At 62.9% G+C, this 6,499-nt stretch carries 6 protein-coding genes; 3 read left to right on the top strand and 3 right to left on the bottom strand.

Annotated elements, in window-relative coordinates; all coding sequences use genetic code 11:
* Positions 1-73: 73 nt before the first annotated feature.
* The 3 genes from FJ942_RS23330 to FJ942_RS23320 are packed head-to-tail and all read right to left on the bottom strand — an operon-like array spanning position 74 to position 3,262.
* Positions 74-925 carry a sugar phosphate isomerase/epimerase gene (locus tag FJ942_RS23330; RefSeq protein ID WP_140899045.1) on the bottom strand — a complete coding sequence of 284 codons (852 nt, stop codon included), beginning with the start codon at positions 923-925 and terminating at the stop codon, positions 74-76.
* 38 nt (positions 926-963) lie between these two features.
* Positions 964-2,151: a Gfo/Idh/MocA family oxidoreductase gene (locus FJ942_RS23325; RefSeq protein ID WP_140729258.1), complete on the bottom strand. Its 1,188-nt coding sequence runs from the start codon at positions 2,149-2,151 to the stop codon at positions 964-966.
* 55 nt (positions 2,152-2,206) lie between these two features.
* A complete protein-coding gene (locus FJ942_RS23320; protein ID WP_140513799.1) occupies positions 2,207-3,262 on the bottom strand; it encodes a sugar phosphate isomerase/epimerase in 1,056 nt (351 codons plus the stop codon).
* Between the two features lie 399 nt (positions 3,263-3,661).
* Between FJ942_RS23320 and FJ942_RS23315 the strand changes: the two genes are divergently transcribed.
* Genes FJ942_RS23315 through FJ942_RS23305 form a run of 3 tightly spaced genes read left to right on the top strand, consistent with a single transcriptional unit; the run spans position 3,662 to position 6,494 of the window.
* Positions 3,662-4,549, top strand: coding sequence for a sugar phosphate isomerase/epimerase (locus FJ942_RS23315; RefSeq protein WP_140513800.1), 888 nt, complete (start codon positions 3,662-3,664; stop codon positions 4,547-4,549).
* A 56-nt stretch (positions 4,550-4,605) separates the two neighbouring features.
* Positions 4,606-5,775, top strand: coding sequence for a mandelate racemase/muconate lactonizing enzyme family protein (locus FJ942_RS23310; protein ID WP_140584110.1), 1,170 nt, complete (start codon positions 4,606-4,608; stop codon positions 5,773-5,775).
* A gap of 2 nt (positions 5,776-5,777) precedes the next feature.
* Positions 5,778-6,494: a FadR/GntR family transcriptional regulator gene (locus FJ942_RS23305; protein ID WP_140500383.1), complete on the top strand. Its 717-nt coding sequence runs from the start codon at positions 5,778-5,780 to the stop codon at positions 6,492-6,494.
* Positions 6,495-6,499: the final 5 nt, after the last annotated feature.

Here is a 6,499-nt window from a genome sequence, read left to right as displayed (position 1 = left end):
AACAATCGAGGCAGCCGAATGCAGGAACTACTTCGAAAACGCAGGCTACGCTTCCGTCAAGATATGAAACGCTCTAGGCGGCCTTCTTCCACCCGTTCTTGATATGCTTATATCCATCCCGATAAACCGCTTCCGGGCTCTCGGAAAAATCGCGCCACACCTTGGTCGCCGCCGCGAGATCCTTCAGCGAACGTCCAAACGCCTCGATCGTCAGCCAGTCGTCGTAGCCGCTCTTGCGGATGGCCGAGAATGTTTCCTTCCAGGGGATGTTGCCGCGCCCCGGCACGCCGCGATCGTTCTCCGATATATGGATATGCACGACATTCCTGCGATGCTTCGTATAGGCGCCGATCGGGTCTGCCTCCTCGATATTGGCGTGGAAGGTGTCGTACATCGCCTTGATGTGCGGCCGGTCGATGGCATCGATATGCTCCGACAGGTCGGCCATCGTGTTGAGGAGATAGCATTCGAAGCGGTTGAGCGCCTCGAGCCCGATGGTGACGTTCCTCTTGCCTGCATGATCGCCGATGGCGCGCTGCGAGGCGACGGAGCGTTTCTTCTCACCCGCGGTCGGGCCGGACCCGGAAAAGGCGCCGAGTGTCGAATGCAGCGGGCCGCTCAAAGTTCGGGCGCCGAGGGCATCTGCACAATCGAGCGCCCATTTCATGTAGTCGACGCCGGCCTTGCGCGTTGCCGCATCGGCCGAGATCAGGTTCATCGCCGGATCGCCCATCGCTGAAACGGCGGTCCGTTCAAGCCCTATGCGATCGAGCAGCTCGCCGAGTTTTCTGTAGTCGTCCGGCATACCGGCAAAGATCGGTATCTCAACGCCGTCGAAGCCGGTGGCCTTGATGTCGCGAAGCAATGGCTCGTGCTTCTTCGATACGGCCGTCGTCCACAAGAACATGCACATGCCGATTTTCATCGACGCCCCTCCCCAAAATGATCCCCCGCGAGGTCAATTTAAAGTTTCGTCCACGCTCCATTCTTCTTCGACGATTTCACGCAGGCCTCGATGAAGGCCATGCCCTCCACGCCGTCCTGAATGGTCGGGAACACGACGTCCTTGGCAGGTTTGCCGCCCTTGCGCCGCGCGGCGCGGATGGCGCGTGCGGCCTCCTGGTAGATGTTGGCGAAGCCTTCGAGATAGCCTTCGGGATGACCGGAGGGAACGCGGCTGACACGGCCCGCCACCGGCAGCGCGCCGGCGCCGTTGCGGGTGATCAGCTGCTTGGGCTGGCCGAACGGCGTATACCAGAGATAGTTCGGGTCGGCCTGCACCCATTCCAGCCCACCCTTCGAGCCATAGATGCGCAGCTTCAGCCCGTTCTCATGGCCGGGCGCCACCTGGCTTGCCCAGATCATGCCTTTTGCCGCATGCGTCTTGCCGACCGGCTTGAAGCGCAGCATCACGTTGACATTGTCGTCGAGCTGCCGTCCCGGTACGAAGGCGTCGAGATCGGCCGACAGAGTGTCGAGTTCCAGCCCGGAGACAAAGCGCGCAAGATTGTAGGCATGCGTGCCGATGTCGCCGAGCGCGCCGCCGGCGCCGGCCTGCTTGGGGTCGGAACGCCACGCCGCCTGTTTTTGACCGGTGGCGGCAAGGTCCTCCGTCAGCCAGTCCTGCGGATATTCCGACTGCACGATGCGGATGTCGCCGAGCACGCCCTTGGCCACCATCTCGCGCGCTTGGCGGATCATCGGATAGGCGGTGTAATTGTGGGTCAGCACGAACACCTTGCCGGTCTTCTCGACGATCGCCGCGAGCTTCTTTGCCTCGGCCAGCGTCGTCGCCAGCGGCTTGTCGCAGATGACATGGATGCCGGCTTCAAGAAACGCCCTGGCCGCCGGCACATGCACATTGTTCGGAGTGACGATGGCCACCGCCTCGATGCCATCCGGGCGCTTGGCCTCGGCCTTGGCCATCTCGGCATAGGACGTGTAGCTGCGCGAAGGGTCGAGCCCGAGCTCGGCGGCAGAGGCCTTGGCGCGCGCCGGATCGGACGACAGCGCGCCGGCGACCAGCACGAACTCATTGTCCATGCGCGCCGCGATCCGATGCACCGCGCCGATGAAAGCGCCTTGCCCGCCACCGACCATGCCATAGCGGATCGGGCCGCCTCCCGTTTCCGACTTCGATGCACCGACCATGTCGTCTCCCTCGTGTCTGAGATACCCCTCCCTCGAGGGAGAGGGAAAACCCGCGCTAGATTCCCATCATGGCGCGCAGCACCTTCTTATCCGTGGCACCGCCGGCGAAATCGTCGAACGCCTTCTCCGTCACCCGGATAATGTGGTGCTGGATGAAAGGCGCGCCTTCGGCCGCGCCGTCCTCCGGATGCTTCAGGCAGCACTCCCACTCCAGCACCGCCCAGGAATCATAGTTGTACTGCGTCAGCTTGGAGAAAATGCCGCCGAAATCCACTTGTCCGTCGCCGAGCGAGCGGAAGCGGCCGGCGCGGTTCGTCCAGCTCTGGTAGCCGGAATAGACGCCTTGCCGCCCGGTCGGGTTGAACTCGGCGTCCTTGACGTGGAAGGCCTTGATGCGCTCGTGGTAGATGTCGATGAATTCGAGATAATCGAGCTGCTGCAACAGGAAGTGCGACGGATCGTAATTGATGTTGCAGCGCTTGTGGCCGCCGACCGCGTCGAGGAACATCTCGAACGTCGCCCCGTCGAACACATCCTCGCCGGGATGGATTTCGTAGCCGACGTCGACGCCATTGTCCTCATAGACATCGAGGATCGGCTTCCAGCGCTTGCCTAGTTCTGCGAACGCCTCTTCGATCAATCCGGCCGGCCGCTGTGGCCAGGGATAGAGGTAGGGGAAAGCCAGAGCGCCGCTGAAGCTCACCGAGACGTCGAGCCCGAGATTGCGCGACGCCTTGGCCCCGAACTGCATCTGTTCGACCGCCCATTGTTGCCGCGCTTTGGGGTTGTTGTGCACCGAAGCCGGCGCAAAGCCGTCGAACTGCGCGTCATAGGCCGGATGCACCGCCACCAATTGCCCCTGCAGATGCGTCGACAGTTCGGTGATCTCGACGCCGGCGTCGGCACAGATGCCCTTCACCTCGTCGCAATAGGCCTTGGAAGACGCAGCCTTCTGGAGGTCGAACAAGCGCGCGTCCCAGGTCGGGATCTGCACGCCCTTATAGCCGAGGCCGGCCGCCCATTTTGTGATCGATGCAAGCGAATTGAACGGCGCTGCATCGCCCGCGAACTGCGCCAGGAACAGTCCAGGGCCCTTCATCGTCGTAGGCATCGGCATCCTCCCTCATTGTTGTCGCGCCCGAGCATAGCGCCGATTGAAGACAGGGCCAGCCACTTTGGTCTGTTCTCAACGGTCACTTGCATGCATTGTCATTCTGGTATTACCAAACGTGGCGATTTGGTCAAGCCTTGCCACTCACATTCAGAGCCCTCCACCGTGCCACGGGAGGGCAGCATAGTCCAATATAATCAATGGAGTAATCCAGACATCAAGTTGCCATCGCACAGTTCTTGCCGCGCGTGGGAAATTGCTGTAGACCTCGTCTTGGGCCCAATTGGTCGAACCAGTTTGCGAAGAAATGCTGGAACGCCTTGGGGAGGAACCGTCCGTCACATCCGGTGACGGCATGTTGCAGGCGAACCATTAGGGACGATCCGGGAAGGACAGACCATGCATCTTTCGACGCACAACTGGATGCGCGCGGAACCGTTGGAGACGACGCTCAAGCGCATCAAGAAATTCGGCTATGAGTCGATCGAGATTTCCGGCGAGCCCGACCAATACAAGACCAAGGAGACGCGCGCGCTCCTGAAGGAGCACGGCATACGCTGCTGGGGCGCCGTGACCTTGATGCTGGGCGAACGCAACCTTGCCGCCCGGGACCAGGGCCAGCGCGAGCGCTCCGTGCAATACGTCAAGGACGTGTTGACCATGGTCAGCGAACTCGACGGCGAGATCATCACGCTGGTTCCCGCGACCGTCGGCAAGGTCGTGCCGGACGGCACCGAGGAAGAGGAATGGAAGTGGGTGGTCGATGCCACCAGGGAGTGCTTCACCCACGCCAAGAAGGTCGGCGTCAAGATCGCGGTCGAGCCACTCAACCGTTTCGAGACCTACCTGTTCAATCGCGGCGCCCAGGCCTTGGCGCTGGCCGACGCGGTCAGCCCGGAATGTGGCGTCTGCCTGGACGCCTACCACATCCATATGGAGGAATTTAACGTTTACGACGCGATCCGTAAGGTCGGAAAGCGCCTGTTCGACTTCCATGTCGCCGACAACAACCGCTTCGCCGCAGGCCTCGGCCAGATCGACTGGCCGAAGATCGTGGCGACCTTGCGGGAGGTCGGCTATGACGGGGCGCTGACCAACGAGTTCGTCGCGCCTGTCGACCGCACACCGGCCGCGCCCTACCCCGACATGGTCGAACGCCACCCGGTCGACATCTCGCCCGAGCAGCTCAAATTCATCCAGGATCACGGTTCCAGCGTGCTGACGGAAAAGTTCTACACCGACCAGATGCGGATCACTGCCGAAACGCTGCTGCCGCTGATCAAGTAGCCGATCCGATTGGGAATGAGCCCTCCCGCCATCCGGCGGCAGGGCCGGGGAAGACCATGCGCATCAAAAGCGTCCAGGCCTGGTGGATTCGCATACCGATCGAGGCGGCCAAGCAGCACCGCAGCGATTTCGGTCAGGTGACGACCTTCGACGCCGCCATCCTGCGCATCGAAACCGATGACGGGCTGGTCGGCTGGGGCGAAGGCAAGAACGCCGCCGGCAGCGCCGGCAGCTATGGTGCGCTCGTCCATATGCTGAACCGCGAGGTCGGGCCGCAGCTCGTCGGCCGCGATCCGGCCGATATCGGCATCATCTGGGAAATGCTCTACAACGGCGTGCGCCACGACAGCGCGGCGCGCGCCGGCCATGCCATGCCGCAGCTGGCGCGGCGCGGCATGAGCGTGGCCGCCATCAGCGCCGTCGACATCGCGCTCTGGGACATACTGGGCAAATCGCTCGGGCAGCCGGTCTGGCGGCTGATCGGTGGGCGCAAGCTCGATCGCATGCCAGCCTACGCCTCGGGTGGCTGGGCGTCCGCCGACGCGATCGGCGACCAGCTCAAATCCTATGTCGCCAAGGGCGGCTTCAAGGCGCTGAAGATGCGCATCGGCGCCATGGATGGCGCCGCGCATGTGTCGGCCGCTCGCGTTCGCGCCGCCCGTGAGGCGCTCGGCCCCGACGTCGAGTTGATGGTCGACGCCCATGGCACCTATACGGTGGCGGAGGCCAAGCGTTTCATCCATCTCGCCGGCGATCTCGACCTTGCCTGGTTCGAGGAGCCGGTGATCGCCGACGACAAGTCCGGCCTTGCCGAAGTCCGTGCCTCCGGCGCCATACCGATCGCCACCGGCGAAAGCGATGCGACCCGCTATGCCTTCCGCGACCTCGCCGTGCTCAAGGCCGCCGACATCTTCCAGCCCGATCCCGCCTTCTGCGGCGGCATCAGCGAGGCCATGAAGATCGGAACCATCGCCAGCGCCTTCAACCTGCGCTTTGCGCCGCATCTATGGGCCGGCGCGCCCTGCTTCTTCGCCGGGCTGCATGTCTGCGCCGCCTCGCCGTCGAGCTTCACCGTCGAATATTCGCTCGGTGCCAATCCGATGATCCACGACCTTGTCGAAGAGACTGTCGAAGCCAGGGACGGTATGATAGCGATCCCCGAAAAACCCGGATTGGGATTCACCATTTCGGAGCGATTCCTGGAGGCGCACGCGCAACGCAATTGACGATGAAAGAAAACAACCTTCTCGCGGAGCTTGCCGCCTATCTGTTCTCCCATTCCGACAAGGAGACGGGCCGAACCCCGTCGGAACGCGAACTGGCGGAGCATTTCGGCGTCAGCCGCGGCCAGATCCGCGAGGCGCTGGCCATTCTCGAGGCCATGCGCATCGTCGAGCGCAGGGCCAAGTCCGGCATCTATATCGACACCAAGCAGGCCAGCGTCGAGGCGCTGGCGCTGTTCGCGCGCGCCGGCCTGCCGCTCGATCCCTTGCAGATCTACGAGACGGTCGAATTGCGCAAGATCCATGAGATCAAGGCGGCCGAACTTGCATGCTCGCGTGCCACCGAGGAGAATTTCGAACGGCTGCGCGAGATCCTGAAGGCCTCGGAAGAACGCATCGCGGCAGGCGAAGGCCTCGCCAAGGAGGACCGCGAATTCCATCTCGAGATCGTGCGCGCCACCAAGAATGGCGTCTTCCACAACATCTGCAGCGTTTACTATTTGATGGGCGAGCAGCGCCTACCGATCTACTTCAACGATCCGGAGCGCAGCGTGCGCTCGCATGCCGAACACATCCAGATATACGAGGCGCTGCTGCGGCGCGACGGCAATCTCGCCCAGGCGCTGATGAGCGCCCACCTGCAGGGCGCGGAAAGCTACTGGAAGGGGCTGATCGAAGGCCTCGGGGCGGCGTCGCAAAACCCGACGCTCGAACAGGCCTGACGGGG

The sequence above is a fragment of the Mesorhizobium sp. B2-4-2 genome, from assembly GCF_006442845.1.
Classification (GTDB): Bacteria; Pseudomonadota; Alphaproteobacteria; order Rhizobiales; family Rhizobiaceae; genus Mesorhizobium.
The sequence above is the reverse complement of the archived record's forward strand: the minus strand, read 5'-3'. Positions and strand labels throughout refer to the sequence as shown.